The following is a 14,806-nucleotide window of genomic DNA, read 5'->3' as shown; positions in this document are numbered from 1 at the left end:
CCCTCGGGCGCGTACGGGTTGCTAGACATCGGGAATGTCCGATCCCGTCACCACCGAGCCCGACGACAGCTTCGATGCCATCGTCGATGCGCCCTTCGATGCCGCGCTGTCGGAGCGCTATCTGGTCTATGCGCTTTCGACCATCACCGCGCGCTCGCTGCCCGATCTGCGTGACGGGCTGAAGCCGGTGCATCGCCGTCTGCTGTGGGCGATGCGGCAGTTGAAGCTCAACCCCAGCGATGCCTTCAAGAAGTCGGCGCGCGTGGTGGGCGATGTGATCGGCAAGTATCACCCGCATGGCGATGCATCGGTCTATGACGCGATGGTGCGCCTCGCGCAGGATTTCAGCCTGCGTTACCCGCTGGTTGAAGGGCAGGGGAACTTCGGCAACGTCGATGGCGATAATGCTGCCGCCTACCGCTACACCGAAGCCCGCCTGACGCGCACCGCATTGGAACTGATGGCGGGGCTGGACGAGGGCACCGTCGATTTCATCCCGACCTACAATGGCGAGGAGATCGAGCCCGAGATTTTCCCCGGCCTGTTCCCCAACCTGCTCGCCAACGGCGCCAGCGGGATCGCGGTCGGCATGGCGACCTCCATCCCCAGCCACAATGTCGCCGAGATCATCGACGCGACCTTGGAGCTGATCGACAACCCCTCGGTCAGTCACGAGCGGCTGATGGAACTGTTCCACGGCCCCGATTTCGCCACCGGCGGACAGGTGATCGACAGCGCGGCGGCGATCAGCGAGGCCTATCGCACCGGGCGCGGTGCCTTCCGCCTGCGCGGGCGCTTCTTCGCGCCCGAGGCGAAGGACGCGGCCGATATCGAGGCGGGGATCGAGCGGCTGGGCGGCGGACAGTGGCAGCTCGTCATCTCGGAAATCCCCTATCAGGTGCCCAAGGGCAAGCTGATCGAACAGATCGCGCAGGCGATCGCCGACAAGAAGCTGCCGATCCTCGAAGACGTGCGCGACGAAAGCGATACCGCGATCCGCATCGTGATCGTCCCCAAAAGCCGCAATGTCGATCCTGAGCTGCTGAAGGAAAGCCTGTTCAAGCTGACGGACTTGGAAACGCGCTTCAGCCTCAACATGAACGTGCTCGACGCGCGGCCCGGTTATGGCCGCACGCCGATGGTGATGGGGCTGAAGGAACTGCTCGAAAGCTGGACCTTCGCGCAGATCGACATCCTCCAGCGCCGCGCGCGGCATCGGCTCGAGAAGATCGCCGACCGGCTGGAGCTGGTGCGCGGCTATATCATCGCCTTCCTCAACCTCGACCGGGTGATCGAGATCATCCGCACCGAGGATGAGCCCAAGCCGGTGATGATCGCCGAATTCGAACTGACCGACCGGCAGGCCGAAGCGATCCTCAACATGCGGCTGCGCTCCCTGCGCAAGCTCGAGGAAATGCAGCTGCGCAAGGAGCAGGACGAGCTGCTGGCCGAAGAGGCGGAACTGAACGCCCTGCTGGAAAGCCCGGCCCGCCAGCGCACGCGGCTGAAGCGCGATCTGCGCGCGCTGCGCAAGTCCTATGCCGAGGACACCCCTCTGGGCCGCCGCCGAACGCTTATTGCCGAGGCTGCGCCGACGGTCGAATTCAGCATGGAAGCGATGATCGAGAAGGCGCCGGTTACGGTGATCCTCAGCCAGAAGGGCTGGATCAGGGCGGCGAGCGGCCATGTGCCGCTGGATCAGGAGTTCAAGTACAAGGAAGGCGATGGCCTCGCCTTCATCGTCCACGCGCAGACCACCGACAAGCTGCTGCTGGCCGCCAGTGACGGGCGCTTCTACACGCTCGGCTGCGACAAGCTGCCCGGCGCGCGCGGGTTTGGCGAGCCGGTGCGCACGATGATCGACCTCGAAAGCGATGCCTCGGTCAGCGCGATGATGGTGCATCGTCCGGGCGGGAGGCTGCTGCTCGCCTCAAGCCACGGCAAGGGCTTCGTCGCGGAAATGAACGAGCTGCTGGCCGAAACCCGCAAGGGGCGGCAGGTGGTCAACCTCAAGGACGGCGCGCAGCTCGCGGTGATCCGCCCGATCGGCGAGGGCCACGATCATGTCGCGGTGGTGGGCGACAATCGCAAGCTGGTGGTGTTCAACCTCGAAGAGCTGCCAGTGATGACCCGCGGGCAGGGGGTACAGCTGCAACGCTATCGCGATGGCGGGCTGTCGGATGCGACCACCTTCGTGCTGGCGGACGGGCTCAGCTGGCAGATGGGTGGGAGCGGAGAGCGCACCCGCACCGAGACCGAAATCCGCCTGTGGAAGGTCGCGCGCGGTGCCGCCGGGCGGATGCCGCCGCAGGGCTTCCCGAAGGCGAACAAGTTCGATTGATCTGTGATTTTCCCCTCCCGCTTGCGGGAGGGGGATCTTAGCCCCAGTCGAACGCGCTGGTGCCCAGCTCCTCGGCGAGCATCTGGTTCACGCGGTCAGCGGAGGGGAAGCCCTCGGCCACCCAGCGCGCCTCGATGGTCTGGAGCAGGCGCGCGACCTCAGGCCCGGCGGTGATCCCGCGCGCGACGATGGCGCCGCCTTTCAGCGGGAAGGTCGGCACCTCCCACCCCTCCAGCGGGCGCGCGTTGGCCCCGGCGAGCAACAGCCGGTCGATCGCGAGCGGCGGGGTGAGGCGGTAGGCCAGCGCCTTGGGATTGTCGGCATCGCTGGCGCGGCGCTCGGCGGCGTTCACCAGCTTGCCGCGCTGGGCTTTCGACAACCGCAGCCGCGCGGCGACTGTCTCGGCCACCTCGGGCGAGGGCGGGAGCAGCGCGGCGAGCCGGCGCACCGGATCGGGCGCGAAGCCCTGCACGGCCTCGGCGGCGATCAGCCGTTCGAGCGCGGCGAGGTGGGCGGGGCAGGTTTCGGGCAGGATCACGCCGAGCACACCGCGCGCGCGCATCCGGGTGAGCGTGGGGTGGGGATCGGGCAGCGCGAGCAGGTTCAGCAATTCCGCCGCAATCCGTTCGCGGCTGAGGCCCTTGAGCGTGTGGGCCAGCTCGGCGCAGGCGTCCTCCGCTTGCGTATCGAGCGCCGCGCCGAAGCGGGTCTGGAAGCGGTAATAGCGAAGGATCCGCAGGTGATCCTCGGCAATCCGCTGGCGCGCGTCACCGATGAAGCGCACCCGGCCTTCGCGAAGGTCGGCAAGCCCGCCGAAATAGTCCGCGATCTCCAGCGTCTGCGGGTGGGCATAGAGCGCATTGATAGTGAAATCGCGCCGCGCCGCATCCTCGGCCCAGTCGGACGCGAAGGCGATCGTGGCGCGGCGGCCATCGGTCGCCACATCGCGGCGCAGGGTGGTGACTTCCACGGGGCCGTCCTTGAGCAGCGCGGTGACTGTGCCGTGCTCGATGCCCGTGGGAACCGTGCGGATACCGGCCTTGCCGCAGGCCGCGATCACCTCTTGCGGGAGCAGCGTGGTGGCGCAATCCACATCGGCTACGGCCGCGCCCAGCAGCCCGTCGCGCACCGCGCCGCCGACCCAGCGGATGTTCTCCGCCCCCAACGCCGCCGTCAGCGCGGCGAGGCCCTCGCGGCGGGTCCAGTCCGCCGCCGCCAGATCACGCAGCATCGCTGAGCGCCTCCCAACTGATCCGGCGCGACAGGTTGGCGATGATCGCCGCGGTCACGCCCCAGATGCGGAAGCCCTGCCATTCGAGTTCGAGATAGCGCCGGTTCGCCCCCCGCCAGAACACCTCGTTGGTCGTCCAGCTCGCGGGATCGAGCAGCGTTGCCAGCGGAGCCTCGAACCAGGCCTCGACCTCGGCGGGGTTGGGGGTGAGCGCAAGGCCGGGCGGCACCACGCCCACCACCGGAGTCACCAGAAAGCCGGTGCCGGTGTGATAGACATCGCTGGTGCCGATCACGCGGACGGCATCACGCGGCAGGGCGAGTTCCTCCTCGGCTTCGCGCAAGGCGGCGGTGACGGGGTCCTCGCCCGGATCGATCTTGCCGCCGGGAAAGGCGACCTGCCCCGGATGATCACGCATCGCGCGGGGGCGCTGGGTGAGGATCACCTGCGGATCGTGCGGCACGTCGGTGATCGCAACCAGCACCGCCGCCGGGGTCGCACGACCATCGCGGGCGAAATGCGCATCGCTCAGCAGATCGGAGATCTCGCGCGCATGGCCTTCGGCAAAGGCGCGGGCGAGGGGGTCGAACAGGCTCATGGCTGGAGTTTGAAAGCCGCGCCCTGACTGGTGACCTGCCAGCCGTTTGCCTCGGCCCCCTCGGCCAGCGCAATCTCGGCCAGCTGCGCCCAGGTGGAGCGGTTGAGCCGCGCCTCGCACCCGCGCCGGACATGGAGATAGACCGCCGGATTCTCGGGATCGCCCGTCACGCGCAGTCCATGCTCGGGCCCGGCGATGACGATGTCGTCGGTGTTGAGGCGGAACACCAGCGCATCGTCACGGCGCACGCAATCGGTGGCGATGAAGGCCGCGTCCTCGACTTCTATCGCGAGCTTCTCGAACGGGGTGACAAGCCAGTGGTGCCCGGCCTCGTCGCGGGTCAGCAGGCCCGCAAAGGCGCGTACCATCGCCTCGCGCCGGATCGGGCCGCCTTCGTGAAACCATGTGCCGTCGGCGGCGATCACCATCTGGCTCTCGCCCACCACCTGCGGCGCCCAGCCTTCGACCGGGGGCAGCTTGCGGTCTGCCACCAGCTGGGCGATTTCGGCGAGGGTCAGGCTGGCGAGATAGGGGGGCGGTTCGTAGGGCATGATGGCCGAAGGGATGGCAGAAGGGCGGGGCGAGGTGAAGAGGGTATCGCCCGGCCCGTCGCAATCAGCCTTCCCACGGCCCCAGCATACCCTCTCCCGGCATGGCGGCGAGCGCGGTGCCACGGGCGAGCAGGCGGCTGGGTTCGTAAGGGCCGGGGCAGCGCCACCCGCCGGTCAGCGCGGCGGAAAAGCCCCAGCGCCCGTAATAGGGCGCATCGCCGATCAGCACTTGCGGAAGGGCACGGCCTCCATTTGCGGCAAGCCGCGCGTCCTCGGCGATCATCGCGCTCATCAGGCCGACGCCGAAGCCTTCGCCCTGCCTCTCGGGAACGACCGCCACCGGCCCGACCATCACCAGCGGCACCTGCCCCTGTCTGGTCTGAAGCCCGATCGGCCAGCACTGGATCGTCGCCACCAGCATGTCGTGCTCGTCGAGCGCGGCAAGGCTCAGGCCGGGCAGCCAATCCATGCCCTCGCGGATGCGATAGGCCGTGCGCGCATGGCGATCCAGCCCGAAGGCGCGGTCGAGCACTTCCTCGATCATGGCGGGGTCGACCGCCTCGAGCGGGATCAGGGTCGCGCTGGCAGGCGCGCTGGCGGATGCGGTCATTTTGCGGTGAGCTTCACCAGCTTGGCGCCCTTGCCATCCTCGGCCACCCACAGCGCACCGTCGGGGCCCTGCGCGATGGCACGCAGGCGCTTGTCGAATTCGTGGCGGGCGACTTCGCGCGCGCTCTCACCCTCGATCGCGACGTCGATCAGCGCCTGCGTGGCAAGGCCCGTCATCAGTGCATGGCCCTTCCACGCGGGAAACATGTCACCGTTGTAGATCAGCATGTCGCCCGGCGCGATCACCGGGTTCCAGCTGAGCGCGGGCTTGGCAAAGCCGTCATCGGCGCTGTGATCGGGGATCGGATCGCCGTTGTAATGTTCGCCGTTGGAGCGGATCGGCCAGCCGTAATTGGCGCCCTGCCGGACGAGGTTGAGCTCGTCCCCGCCAGCCGGGCCGTGCTCGACTTCCCAAAGGCGCCCTTGCGCGTCCCAATCGATGCCGAGGATGTTGCGGTGGCCGTAGGACCAGATCTCCGCGCTCGCGCCGCCCTCTGCGGCGAGCGGATTGCCAGCCGCCGGGGTGCCGTCGAGGTTCAGACGCACGATCGAGCCCAGCGTGTTCGAGGTGTCCTGCGCCGGCTGCATCTTCTGGCGCTCACCGCTGGCGATGAACAGATATTGCCCGTCGGGCGAAAAGGTGATGCGGTGCGAATAGTGACCGCGGCCCGTGACCTTGGGGGTCTGGCGCCAGATCACGGCGAGGCCCTCGACCGCGCAGGCCTCAACCCCGGTGCAGGCAAGCGTGCCCTTGCCGACCACCGCGCCGCGGGTGTCGCCGTCACCGGCCTCGACCCAGCTGAGATAGATCGTGCGGCCATCGAGCGGCTTGCCTGCCTCGGCGGGCAGGAAGGCGATATCGCCGAGCCCGCCCTGGCCGCCATAATCTACCGTGGGCGCGCCGGTGACGGTGCCGGTCTTGCCGCTGGCGGTGTCGAGCACCTTCAGAGTCCCGGACTTTTCGGTGATGAACAGCATCTGCGTGCCCGGCGCGAAGGCGAGGGCCCAAGGCTCTTCGAAGCTGGCGACTTCGCTCACCGCGAAGGACACGGGGCCGGCCGTGGCGGCGGCGGCGGCGGCGGTTTCCCCGGTTTCGGCCTGCGCGCAGCTTGCCAGCGGCAGCACGGTGGCGGAAAGGAGGGCGAGAAAGCGAGCAGGACGGTTCATGCGAGGGGTCACTCCGGGTTTGACGGCATCGGGCCAGCCGCTGGTCATCGGGGTCGACGAGGCGGGGCGCGGGCCGCTCGCCGGGCCGGTGGTGGCCGCGGCGGTCGTGTTGAGTTCGGCGATACCGGCAGGGCTCGACGATTCCAAGCGCCTTTCGGCCAAGCGCCGCGCCGCGCTCGACCAAGCGATCCGCGCGGGCTGCGGCTGGGCGGTGGCGGTGGTCGAGCCCGAGGAGATCGACCGGGTCAACATCTTCATGGCGACGATGCTGGCGATGACCCGCGCCGTGGCGAGCCTTGTCGATGCGCTGGAGGTAGCGCCGGACAGCGTGCTGATCGACGGCAACATGACTCCGCATGGCCGCTGCGCCGAATGGCGCTGGCCCGCCCGCGCCATCGTCGGCGGGGACGGTATCGAGCCCTGCATATCGGCCGCCTCGATCATCGCCAAGGAATGGCGCGACCGCCTGATGCTGGAAGCCGCCGCCGCGCACCCGCATTACGGGTGGGAGCGCAACAAGGGCTACGGCACCGCCGAACACATAGAGGCGTTGCGCCGTCACGGCCCCAGTCCGCTTCATCGCCGCAGCTTCGCGCCGGTGGCGCAGGCCAGCCTGCTGTGACCTGACAGGTTCGGGTCGTTCGCACGGCAGGTGAGTCCTCGCCGCCACACAACTGCATCTGGAGTCCCGTTCGGAGCGGCGGACTCAACATCTTGTGCCGGACTCGTTTCGTTCCGCCCGCCGCTTGTGCCGGACACCCCCTGTCAACCGGAATCTGCGCAAAATTAGAGCCTTGACGCGGACTCTTCAAAGACTCATCCCTGTGGATAAGTTCAAGCGACAAGTGACGGGGCAAATCCGGTGAGTGTGATAGAAAAGGTCAAGACACGCGCGAAAAGCGTTGTAAAAACGCAGGAAACTGCGCACACGGCGGATTTGCCGCTGGGCCGCATCCTGCCGGGCGACTGCATCGCCGCAATGCGCTCGCTGCCCACCAACAGCGTCGATCTCGTCTTCGCCGATCCGCCCTACAACCTGCAACTGGGCGGCGATCTCAACCGGCCCGATGGTTCTCATGTCGATGCCGTGACAGACCATTGGGACCAGTTCGATTCCATGGCGGCCTATGACAAATTCACCCGCGAGTGGCTGACCGAGGCGCGCCGCGTGCTCAAGCCCGATGGCGCGCTGTGGGTGATCGGCAGCTACCACAACATCTTCCGCGTCGGCGCGATCCTTCAGGATCTCGGCTTCTGGATCCTCAACGACATCGTCTGGCGCAAGTCCAACCCCATGCCCAATTTCCGCGGCACCCGCTTCACCAACGCGCACGAGACGCTGATCTGGGCGAGCATGGGTGAAAAGGCCCGCTACCACTTCAACTACCGCGCGATGAAGACGCTCAACGACGAGCTTCAGATGCGTTCCGACTGGGTGCTGCCGATCTGTTCGGGCGGAGAGCGGCTGAAGGAAAACGGCAAGAAGGCGCATCCGACCCAGAAGCCCGAAGCGCTGCTCTACCGCGTGCTGCTGGCGACCACCGAGAAGGGCGACGTGGTGCTCGACCCGTTCTTCGGCACCGGCACCACCGGCGCGGTAGCCAAGCGGCTGGGGCGCGAGTGGATCGGCTGCGAACGCGAAGCGGTCTACCGCGAGGTCGCGACCAGGCGCATCGCCAAGGAACTGCCGCTCGATGAAAGCGCGCTCACCACGATGCAATCGCCCCGCACCGCGCCCAAGGTGGCGTTCGGCGCGGTGGTCGAAAGCGGGTTGATTCCGGTCGGCAGCACGGTGTTCGACAAGAAGCGCCGCTGGATCGCCACGGTGCGCGCCGATGGCTCGCTGGAGTGCGGCGGCAAAACGGGATCGATCCACGGTCTCGGCAAGGAGCTGCAAGGCGCGCCGAGCTGCAACGGCTGGGCGTTCTGGCACTTCGAGGTGTCGGGGGCTGCTGGCGGCGACGTCCAGCCGATCGACGCGGCGCGGCAGACCTATCTGCTGGCGGTAGAGGATTGACCCTTCCCGTGAGTGCTTCGGTCTACATCCACCCCCTCACCCTCGTTTCCGGCCCGCAGGCGGTTGAGGGAGAGGCGGTCCGGCTCGGCGGCAGCATGGCCTATGCCCGCGAATTCGCGCTGGTGGTGCGCGAGGGCGGGGCGGTGGCCGAGCGGATCGTGGGCACGCCGCGCATGATCGAGGCCGCGCTCGCCCGCCTCTCCGGCGCGCTGGCCGAGGAGGGTGCCGAGCAGTGGCGCAACCTCGCCAAGAGCCACGCCCCGCTCCAGCTGGGCAGCCGCACTGTCCGGCTCGACCAGCCGCAGGTGATGGGCATCCTCAACGTCACGCCCGACAGTTTCTCCGATGGCGGGCAGCACGACCAGATCGAGGCCGGGCGCGCCTACGCCGCCGCGATGCTCGAAGCGGGCGCGGCGATCATCGACATCGGCGGCGAAAGCACGCGGCCCGGCGCGGCAGCAACCTTCGAGGACGAGGAAATCCGCCGCGTCGTCCCCGCAGTCGAATATTGCGCCAGCATGGGCGCAGCGATCAGCGTCGACACCCGCCGCGCCGGGGTTCTGGCGGCTGCGCTGTCGGCGGGCGCGCATATGGCGAACGACGTTTCGGCACTACGCTACGACCCGCGCAGCATCGAACTGGTCGCAACCGAGGGCTGCCCGGTGGTGCTGATGCACGCGCCCGGTGCGGGCGAGGATCTGCACAAGGGCGGCGACTATGCCGACGTTGTGAGCGAGGTGTTCGACTTCCTCAAGGCGGCGCGCGCGCGGGCGATCGACGCCGGGGTGGCCGAGGATCGCATCATTCTCGATCCCGGTATCGGCTTCGGCAAGTCGCTGGCGGAGAACCTGGCGCTGATCAACGCCCTGCCGCTGTTCCACGCGCTGGGCAGTCCGCTGATGCTGGGGGCGAGCCGCAAGCGGATGATCGGCGCGCTCTCGGCCGAGGAGCCCGCCGACCGCCGCCTCGCCGGATCGCTGGCGCTGGCGGTCAAGGGGATGGAGGCGGGCGTCCACCTGCTGCGCGTCCACGATGTTGCCGAGACGGTGCAGGCGCGCAACGTGTGGCGCGGCCTGCGCGATGCGGCGCTGACCGATTTCAGCACGCTCCCTCTGGCATAATTGCCGCTTTTCCGGCTGCGCCGGTTCTGTCATCGGACAGCGCCAGAACCCTGTCGCCGCACCCTTGCCAAGGAGCCCTCCATGCGCCTCATTCCGCTTGCCGCCACCGCCCTTGCCGCGCTCGCCGCGCCGCTTGCCGCGCATGACGACGAGCCCGCGCCTGCGCGCGGCGCGCCGGTCGCGGTCAGCCTGACGCCCGACCAGCTGCTCGAGCCCTATTACGCGATGCTGCGCCAGCAGGTCGCGATGCCCGAGGCCGGGCCGAACCCCGCGCTCGCCCCGGCGACCACGCTCACCCGCATCGCCTTCGGCAGCTGCAACCACCAGAACGCCTCGCAGCACATGTGGGCGCAGATCGCCGCGCAGAACCCGCAGCTGTTCCTGATGATCGGCGACAATGTCTATGGCGACAGCGGGTGGGACGGCGATGCCGGGCTGGAATCGCTGCGCGCTTCCTATGCGCTGCAAGCCTCGCACCCCGAATTCACCGGCTTCCGTGCGAAGGTGCCGATGCTGGCGACCTGGGACGACCACGATTTCGGCCTCAACGATGCGGGCGCCAGCTTCCCCTTCCGGCGCTGGGCGGAAGACCTGTTCGAAACGTTCTGGAACTCCTCCGACGCGGTGCGCGCGCGGCCCGGCGTTTACGAGAGCACCATCACCGGCCCCGAGGGCAAGCGGGTGCAGGTGATCCTGCTCGACACGCGCTTCTTCCGCTCCGATCTCAAGCGGATGCCGTGGAGCAAGGAGCGTCCGCCGCTGGGCGGCTATCTGCCCGAGGACGATCTCGACAAGACCGTGCTGGGCGAGGCGCAGTGGGCGTGGTTGGAGCAGGAGCTGGCCAAGCCCGCCGATGTGCGGATCGTGGTCTCCTCGACGCAGGTGATCACCACCGCGCACCAGTATGAAGGCTGGACCAACTTCCCGGTCGAGCGCGCGCGCCTGCTCGATGCGCTGAGCCGCCGCGAGGCGAGCGGGGTGGTTCTCCTCTCGGGCGATCGCCACGCGGGCGGGGTCTACAGCACGCGCTACAAGGACGAGACGCTGTGGGAGCTGACCAGCTCCTCGCTCAACCTGTCGTTCGAGAGCGACAACGACCGCAGCACCGCGCGCGAGCCCGATCCGGCGCGGGTGTCGAAATTCTTTTCCGAAGAGAATTACGGTCTGGTCGATATCGACTGGAAGGCGAAGCGCGTGACCCTGACGCTCAAGAGCAACCAGAGCGCGACGCTGGCGGAGCAGACCGTCAGTTGGTGATGTTCCGCAAATGTTTAACGTGGAAGCGAAGCTGAGCCGCAGGAACAGACATTTCAGGCACTTATGTTGGATTGCCGCTTGGCCGATCCATCAGTTCACAGGGTGAAGCCGCCGTCCGACACCATCACGTGGCCGGTGATGTTGGCGGCGGCGTCGCTCAGCAGGTAGCAGATCGTTGCGGCCATTTCGTCGGAGGTGGCGAAGCGGCCCAGCGGGGTGGTCTTGGCCATGGCCTTGATCGTCGCCTCGCGCCCGATGGCGGCGACCGAGCGCTGGAAATCCTCGCCGCTCTCCCAGATCGCGGTGTCGACCCCGCCGGGCGCGATGGCATTGACGCGGATGCCCGCCTTGGCGTGCTCGACCGCCGCGATGCGGGCCATGTGCGCGACCGCCGCCTTGGAGACGCCATAGGGGCCAATACCCGGCACCGGCTTCAAACCCGTGACCGAGGCGACCACGACCGCACTCCCGCCGGTCTCTCCCATCGCCCGCAGCGATGCCGCCAGCGTCAGGAACGCCCCGTCGAGATTGACCGCCATGACCCGCCGCCATTCGGTCAGCGAAAGCTCCGCCAGCGGCCCGCCCGCGCCGATCCCGGCATTGACCACGGCATGATCGAGCCCGGCCATCTGCGGCTCGAGCTCCTGCCACAGCGCCTCGTCCGCAACGCTCCCGGTGATGCGATGCACCTCGCTTGAAAGGTCGAGTGCATCGAGTCCCGCGCCGTCGACATCGACCAGCCACAGCCGCGCGGCCCCGCGCGCCGCCAATGCCTGCGCACAAGCCGCCCCGATCCCCGAAGCCGCGCCCGTCACGAGCGCCGAGCGCCCTTCGAAATCCTGAAGTATCGTCATGGCGCGCGGGCTAGGCCGCAACGCCGCGCCGATCAAGCCGCGTTGTCGATCCCCAGATCGCTGAGCTTGCGGTAGAGCGTCGAGCGCCCGATCCCCAACCGCCGCGCGACCTCCGTCATCCGGCCGCGGTAATGGCCGATGGCGAGGCGGATCACGTCGGCCTCGATCTCTTCCAGGGGCCGCAGGTTGCCGTCGGGGGTGTAGAGCATGATGCCCACGCCCTCGTGCGTGCTCGCGGTGGTGACGCTGCCCTGTTCACCCAGCATCTCCGACAATTGCGGAAAGCTGTCGGCGGTGAGCGAATTGCCTTCGCAATAGACCGCCGCGCGGAACAGCACCGATTGCAGCTGGCGGACATTGCCCGGCCAGTCATAGGCGGCGAGCAGCGCCAGCGCCGAATCGCTGACCGAAAGATGGTTGAGCCCCGGCTGCTCACCGATGCGGGCGAGGAAGTGGCGGGTAAGGGCGGGGATGTCGCCCGTGCGCTCGCGCAGCGGCGGCAGCACGATGCGCGTCGCGCCCAGCCTGGCGGCGAGCCCGGCGTCGAACTGCCCGGCCTCCACCATCCGGTCGAGCCCGACATTGCTCGTCACCAGCAGGCGCACATCGACGCGGAAACCATAGCTTGCGCCGACCGGACGGATGATGCCGCTCTCCAGCGCCTCGGCGAGGCGTTGCTGGAGCACGGGGGTGAGGCGGTCGATCTCGTCGAGGGTCAGCGTGCCGCCGTCGCAATGCTGGAAGGCGCCGATCTGGCGGTCGAAGGCGCCGGGGAAGCTGCCGGGCTCGTGGCCAAACAGCACCGAATCGATCGAACCGGGCGGGATCGAGGCGAGGTTGATGGTGCGAAAGGCCTCCTTGGCGCGCGGAGATGCGCCGTGCATCGCGCGCATCAGCATTTCCTTGCCGGTGCCGCTTTCGCCTTCGATCAGCACATGGCCATGACCGCGTGCGGCCTTGGCGGCCTGCGCCAGCGCGGCGCGGAATTGCGGCGCGGTGCCGATCATCGCATCGAAATCGAGGCTGGCGGACATCTTCTCGGTCAGCGGGGCAAGCTCGTCACGCGGGGCTTCGCGGGTGGTGACAGAGCGCAGCGCTTCCATCAGCCGGTCGGGCGAGACGGGTTTGACGAGATAGTCCGAAGCGCCCGCGCGCATCGCCTCGACCGCCAGCAACGGGGAGGCGCTGGTGGTCAGCATCAGGATGGGGAGGGCAGGCCGGCGCGACTTGAGTTCGGCGATCAGCTGGCAGGCATCGTCACCCGGCACCCATTGATCGAGCAGGATCGCGCTCAGTTGCATTCCCTCGCGCGTGCCGAGCATCGCGATTGCGGTTTCGGCATCGGGGGCAACGATCGTGCGCCATCCATCGCGCGCGGCAATCGCGGTGATGAGCCGGCCCTGCGCGGGCTCATCGTCGATCAGCATCACGATTCGCGCATCTTCCTGCGCTTCGGGCAGGCAATCCATTTCGGCCATCGGTCTCGCAACTCGCTTTGTCAGGGGCCCGCCGATCCGATGGGGACAGGCGGGGCAGTCTCACGTGGATAAGCGGGGGAGGTAAAAACGTGATTAAGACTGTGCCGCGACGGGACAGGTGCGCGGGGGCGCGCCTGCCATTAAAGGTGACTTGAGATAGCGCGCGCGCTTCGATACGGAACCGGACATGGGCCTTGCAGCCCGATTATTGACAACCACCGGCAACCAATCGCGCCGCGGCGCGTTCGGAGGCCCAAGGGGAAAGAGATCATGACTGTTCACGACATGGAAAAGGCGCAGGCCACCTACAGCGGCTTCATGGGCACGCTGAAGTGGGCCGTTCCGGTGATCGCGGTGATCGCGTTCATCGTCGTCGCGATGATCGCCAACTAAGCCGCCGCGCCAGTGAAGATCGCCATCCTGAAAGAGCGCGCCTCGGGCGAGACGCGCGTCGCCGCCACGCCGGAAACGGCCAAGAAATTCGCCGCGCTGGGTTGCACGGTCGCGGTGGAAAGCGGGGCGGGGGTGGTCTCCTCGATTACCGACGCCGCCTATGCCGAGGCGGGGGCCGAGGTTGGCGATGTGGCAGCAACGGTGAAGGATGCGGACATCGTTCTCGGCATCCAGGCGCCCGATGTGGCGCTGCTGACGGGCGCGAAGCCCGGCGCGATGGTGGCAGCGCTGTTCGATCCCTTCACCAAGCGGCCTGTGGTCGATGCCTATGCCGCCGCGGGCTTCGAGGCGCTGTCGATGGAGTTCATGCCGCGCATCACCCGCGCGCAGTCGATGGACGTATTGTCCTCGCAATCCAACCTCGCGGGTTACAAGGCGGTTCTGGCGGCGGCTGACGCTTACGGACGCGCCTTCCCGATGATGATGACCGCAGCCGGCACCGTGCAGGCCGCGCGGGTGTTCATCATGGGCGTGGGGGTTGCGGGCCTTCAGGCGATTGCGACCGCGCGGCGCTTGGGTGCGCAGGTCTCCGCGACCGACGTGCGCTCGGCCACCAAGGAGCAGATCCAGTCGCTCGGTGCCAAGCCGATCTTCGTCGAGAATGTCGCCGGGATCGAAGGTGAAGGTTCGGGCGGCTATGCCACCGAAATGAGCGAGGAATACCAGGAGGCGCAGGCCGAACTAGTCTCCAGCCATATCGCCAAGCAGGACATCGTAATCACCACCGCGCTGATTCCGGGCCGCGCTGCGCCGCGCCTCGTCACCGACGCCCAGATCGCGACGATGAAGCCGGGCAGCGTGATCTACGACCTTGCCGTGGCGCAGGGCGGGAACGTCGAAGGTTCGGTCGCCGATCAGGTGGTCGAAAAGCACGGCGTCAAGATCATCGGTTATTCGAACACCCCCGCGACGCTCCCGGCCGACGCCTCGGCGCTGTTCGCGCGCAACCACTACAACCTCCTCAGCGCCTTCTGGGACAAGGAGGCGGGCAAGCCCGTGCTCGACGAGGAAATCGGGGGGGCGATCCGGCTGACGCAGGGCGGCAAGGTTGTGAACGAGAGGCTGCTGGGGTGAGTGCGGTAATACCGCTTGGCCGTATCGAGTCAGTTGACCTTCGAAAGGCATGGCC

14 protein-coding genes are annotated in these 14,806 nt (G+C 67.9%); 7 read left to right on the top strand and 7 right to left on the bottom strand.

From position 1 onward, the window contains the following. Nucleotides 1-34: 34 nt before the first annotated feature. A complete protein-coding gene (gene parC / locus E2E27_RS14950) occupies nucleotides 35-2,341 on the top strand; it encodes a DNA topoisomerase IV subunit A (RefSeq protein WP_141460450.1) in 2,307 nt (768 codons plus the stop codon). A 37-nt stretch (nucleotides 2,342-2,378) separates the two neighbouring features. Here the strand turns inward: parC and E2E27_RS14945 are convergent, their stop codons facing one another. The 5 genes from E2E27_RS14945 to E2E27_RS14925 all read right to left on the bottom strand — a co-directional run bounded on the left by E2E27_RS14945 (nucleotide 2,379) and on the right by E2E27_RS14925 (nucleotide 6,497). After that, a complete protein-coding gene (locus tag E2E27_RS14945) occupies nucleotides 2,379-3,572 on the bottom strand; it encodes a CCA tRNA nucleotidyltransferase (protein WP_141460448.1) in 1,194 nt (397 codons plus the stop codon). Next, on the bottom strand, nucleotides 3,562-4,170 hold the full coding sequence (locus E2E27_RS14940) for a CoA pyrophosphatase (RefSeq protein WP_141460446.1): 609 nt from the start codon (nucleotides 4,168-4,170) through the stop codon (nucleotides 3,562-3,564). The genes E2E27_RS14945 and E2E27_RS14940 overlap by 11 nt, the downstream gene beginning before the upstream one ends. Continuing rightward, nucleotides 4,167-4,721, bottom strand: a complete 555-nt coding sequence (locus E2E27_RS14935; protein ID WP_141460444.1) for a DUF1285 domain-containing protein — start codon at nucleotides 4,719-4,721, stop codon at nucleotides 4,167-4,169. Before E2E27_RS14935 ends, E2E27_RS14940 begins: the two co-directional genes overlap by 4 nt. Before the next feature lie 64 nt (nucleotides 4,722-4,785). Further along, complete coding sequence (locus E2E27_RS14930; protein ID WP_141460442.1) at nucleotides 4,786-5,331, bottom strand: GNAT family N-acetyltransferase; 546 nt, start codon at nucleotides 5,329-5,331, stop codon at nucleotides 4,786-4,788. Beyond that, a complete protein-coding gene (locus tag E2E27_RS14925; RefSeq protein WP_141460440.1) occupies nucleotides 5,328-6,497 on the bottom strand; it encodes a PQQ-dependent sugar dehydrogenase in 1,170 nt (389 codons plus the stop codon). Before E2E27_RS14925 ends, E2E27_RS14930 begins: the two co-directional genes overlap by 4 nt. Here E2E27_RS14925 and rnhB point away from each other — a divergent pair. The 4 genes from rnhB (at nucleotide 6,496) to E2E27_RS14905 (ending at nucleotide 10,892) form a co-directional block, all read left to right on the top strand. Next, a complete protein-coding gene (rnhB, locus tag E2E27_RS14920) occupies nucleotides 6,496-7,119 on the top strand; it encodes a ribonuclease HII (RefSeq protein WP_141460438.1) in 624 nt (207 codons plus the stop codon). The two genes, E2E27_RS14925 and rnhB, sit on opposite strands and share 2 nt — an antisense overlap. Nucleotides 7,120-7,359: 240 nt before the next feature. After that, nucleotides 7,360-8,514 (top strand): site-specific DNA-methyltransferase, encoded by a 1,155-nt coding sequence (locus E2E27_RS14915; protein WP_502705521.1) that lies wholly within the window; start codon nucleotides 7,360-7,362, stop codon nucleotides 8,512-8,514. Nucleotides 8,515-8,522: 8 nt separating this feature from the next. Then, nucleotides 8,523-9,635 carry a dihydropteroate synthase gene (folP, locus tag E2E27_RS14910; RefSeq protein WP_141460436.1) on the top strand — a complete coding sequence of 371 codons (1,113 nt, stop codon included), beginning with the start codon at nucleotides 8,523-8,525 and terminating at the stop codon, nucleotides 9,633-9,635. 81 nt (nucleotides 9,636-9,716) lie between these two features. Next, nucleotides 9,717-10,892, top strand: coding sequence for an alkaline phosphatase D family protein (locus tag E2E27_RS14905; RefSeq protein WP_141460434.1), 1,176 nt, complete (start codon nucleotides 9,717-9,719; stop codon nucleotides 10,890-10,892). A 95-nt stretch (nucleotides 10,893-10,987) separates the two neighbouring features. Here the strand turns inward: E2E27_RS14905 and E2E27_RS14900 are convergent, their stop codons facing one another. Next, nucleotides 10,988-11,746, bottom strand: coding sequence for an SDR family NAD(P)-dependent oxidoreductase (locus E2E27_RS14900; protein WP_141460432.1), 759 nt, complete (start codon nucleotides 11,744-11,746; stop codon nucleotides 10,988-10,990). A gap of 32 nt (nucleotides 11,747-11,778) precedes the next feature. Further along, a complete protein-coding gene (locus E2E27_RS14895; protein ID WP_141461954.1) occupies nucleotides 11,779-13,215 on the bottom strand; it encodes a sigma-54-dependent transcriptional regulator in 1,437 nt (478 codons plus the stop codon). 279 nt (nucleotides 13,216-13,494) lie between these two features. On the opposite strand from E2E27_RS14895, the gene E2E27_RS19210 reads away from it, so the two are divergent. Together E2E27_RS19210 and E2E27_RS14890 are read left to right on the top strand one after the other, a co-directional pair. After that, nucleotides 13,495-13,617, top strand: a complete 123-nt coding sequence (locus tag E2E27_RS19210) for a hypothetical protein (RefSeq protein WP_286172755.1) — start codon at nucleotides 13,495-13,497, stop codon at nucleotides 13,615-13,617. A 12-nt stretch (nucleotides 13,618-13,629) separates the two neighbouring features. Continuing rightward, entirely contained in the window at nucleotides 13,630-14,751 is a 1,122-nt protein-coding gene (locus E2E27_RS14890; RefSeq protein WP_141460430.1) for an NAD(P) transhydrogenase subunit alpha, read from the top strand. Nucleotides 14,752-14,806 lie beyond the last annotated feature (55 nt).

Origin of the sequence: Porphyrobacter sp. YT40 (genome assembly GCF_006542605.1) — a bacterium.
Taxonomy (GTDB): domain Bacteria; phylum Pseudomonadota; class Alphaproteobacteria; order Sphingomonadales; family Sphingomonadaceae; genus Erythrobacter.
Note: the sequence above shows the minus strand (reverse complement) of the source record. Positions and strands in the feature narration are given on the sequence as shown.

Bases quoted from the DNA above. Each gene is read 5' to 3' on its own strand.
- E2E27_RS14925 (WP_141460440.1), bottom strand. From the start codon at position 6,497: ATGAACCGTCCTGCTCGCTTTCTCGCCCTCCTTTCCGCCACCGTGCTG.
- E2E27_RS14945 (WP_141460448.1), bottom strand. From the start codon at position 3,572: ATGCTGCGTGATCTGGCGGCGGCGGACTGGACCCGCCGCGAGGGCCTC.
- E2E27_RS14935 (WP_141460444.1), bottom strand. From the start codon at position 4,721: ATGCCCTACGAACCGCCCCCCTATCTCGCCAGCCTGACCCTCGCCGAA.
- parC (WP_141460450.1), top strand. From the start codon at position 35: ATGTCCGATCCCGTCACCACCGAGCCCGACGACAGCTTCGATGCCATC.
- E2E27_RS14900 (WP_141460432.1), bottom strand. From the start codon at position 11,746: ATGACGATACTTCAGGATTTCGAAGGGCGCTCGGCGCTCGTGACGGGC.
- E2E27_RS19210 (WP_286172755.1), top strand. From the start codon at position 13,495: ATGACTGTTCACGACATGGAAAAGGCGCAGGCCACCTACAGCGGCTTC.
- rnhB (WP_141460438.1), top strand. From the start codon at position 6,496: ATGCGAGGGGTCACTCCGGGTTTGACGGCATCGGGCCAGCCGCTGGTC.
- E2E27_RS14905 (WP_141460434.1), top strand. From the start codon at position 9,717: ATGCGCCTCATTCCGCTTGCCGCCACCGCCCTTGCCGCGCTCGCCGCG.
- E2E27_RS14940 (WP_141460446.1), bottom strand. From the start codon at position 4,170: ATGAGCCTGTTCGACCCCCTCGCCCGCGCCTTTGCCGAAGGCCATGCG.
- E2E27_RS14895 (WP_141461954.1), bottom strand. From the start codon at position 13,215: ATGGATTGCCTGCCCGAAGCGCAGGAAGATGCGCGAATCGTGATGCTG.
- E2E27_RS14930 (WP_141460442.1), bottom strand. From the start codon at position 5,331: ATGACCGCATCCGCCAGCGCGCCTGCCAGCGCGACCCTGATCCCGCTC.